The 2,205-nt window shown below is 33.8% G+C and carries 1 protein-coding gene; it reads left to right on the top strand.

All coding sequences use genetic code 11. The features are described from left to right. The first annotated feature begins 99 nt into the window (after positions 1–99). A complete protein-coding gene (locus Q7V20_RS07030; protein ID WP_304788589.1) occupies positions 100–1,881 on the top strand; it encodes a hypothetical protein in 1,782 nt (593 codons plus the stop codon). Positions 1,882–2,205 lie beyond the last annotated feature (324 nt).

The raw sequence follows: 2,205 nt of genomic DNA, 5'->3' as shown, positions 1-2,205 counted from the left end.
TGTTGGTGAAAGTGAACATGCATTGCAAGCATTGCAAATGTATAAATTAAACAAGAACTAGAAAACATTAAATTACGTTTAGTTCTTAGCAAATGTAAATTGCTTGCACCACCTGCTATTAATACATCAGATTCTCATGCTCTGCAACAACAGTGTCAAAATATCGGTATACAATTCTGCAAGGATAGTATACAAATATTAGGTAGTATGATTGCTAATGATAATAAATGTATTGTCAATTTTGTGAAAGATAAATTACAAGAGCAATCTCGTTTCCTGTCATTATTATCACATCGTCGTATGAACAAACAGTATGCATTACAGCTGTTAATCAAAGATGTCGTACCAACATTAGGATATCTGTCACAAACAATTGAACCAGGTTTATTACGTCAAGCTGCAACTGATTTTGATATTGAAATCATACGTGTGTTCTGTAATATTGGTAATATTGATTATGATATGTTACCATATCACAAACGTGAACAGATAAATCTCAAAATTTCCAAAGGTGGTTTTGGTCTACGTAGAAACATACAGATTTCACCTTGTTCATATTTTGCCAATATGTATGATATATTAAATGATATCTCTAATATGTTCCCACATGATGTTCATGATAAAACATTATCATCTGCTCCTGTCAAGTATATCAAAACACAGTTAAACGAACTTCTACGTAATGAATTGTTGCCAATGGGAGTCACTATTGAAAAGTTGCATGCTATGCATGTAGACTTACTGGATGTCACTCTGTTTGCTGACGAACAACACATGCAAGTGTGCAGTAAATTAGCAAAAGCCAACGATATACAAAATAGCGATAATATAAAAACCATTACTACTTCTTTACAACATACATTAACGCAGTTAGTTGATATTGAAAATGAACGTATTTTGATACAACAATTAAAAAGTAATGAACATCTGTCATTCGACTATGCTGCATATATGGATGTGTGTGAGAATCATAGTCGTCGTTGGATTACACTTGATTGTAGCAATCCTGTGTATCAATTATTTAACAATGAGATTGAAGTATGTATACAAAATCATTTGGGTGTACAATTTCATAAAGGTCTCCAAGGCCGCACTTGTATGTGTGGTTCATCTTTTGAAGAGGATCCAAATCATTTCCTTTCTTGTGTTTCACGTCTAAATGAACATATCATTCATAGACATGATTTAATTAAACAAACAATAGCCAAGAATATGGAAATATTAAAAATCCAAACTCAAATTGAACCAACTACATTATTACACGATAACATCATGCAAGCTGAAAATGTTCGACCTGATATTGCTGTATATAAAGATCCAACTGCTGTATTAATTGATGTTACTGTTATCAATGCTACTAATCCATCCAACATACGTAAGTATGGTAACAAGGTCGTATCTGAATGCACTAAACAAATTGCTAACACTGATTTTATGAATGAACAACGTACTAAAAATATAACAGTGAAGCAATTACGTGCTGTAGACGATGCCGAAAATCGTAAAATTGTAAAATATGCTAGTCTGTCCTGTGATAATAAAATGGAATTTGATCCTGTTGTACTAACAACACGCGGAACGGTTGGCTATCATACTTTCAATTTTACCAATGGTATCGATTACACCTTGGAAGCAGAATACAATCCAACATGGAAATCACACATGTTTAATTGTATCACTGTTGCTCTTGCTAGAGGAAATGCAAAATGTGTCAAAGCTGGTTTACGTCTCATGGCCAAACATGATGCTACTCACAACAAACAATATGCTCATATGTTTTTACACAACATTCTCCCTTCTACTGCCTCTTCTTCTTTACGCCCTGCTATGCAACTCTATGACGATGTTGCATCCACTGATTCTGATTCTGGATCAGATTAAATTGTCGTCTGAAAATTCATATTGTGCTCTTGTATTGTATACTGTACGAACGAGTTTAATTTGCACTCGCCTTTTGTTGTGTTTCTTTGTAATATATATCCTGCTGCTTGTAACTATAGTCCCTGTTTTTGCGTGTTTTTATATTATCGCTATTTTGTATATCATTAGCTGCTGCTAATTTATTTGGAACACACTATATTACAAACGAATTTGTTAAAAAAAAACGATTGATGCAGGTGAAACTGCATTCCAATCAGCAAAAGAACGGCGAACAGGAGAAAAAGTGCGAATAACACGATAGGAAGAAGGAGAGCCAATACCAGC

The organism is Aquabacterium sp. (assembly GCF_030652515.1).
Taxonomy (GTDB): Bacteria; Pseudomonadota; Gammaproteobacteria; order Burkholderiales; family Burkholderiaceae_C; genus Aquabacterium.
This window is presented reverse-complemented; position numbering and strand designations above follow the sequence as displayed.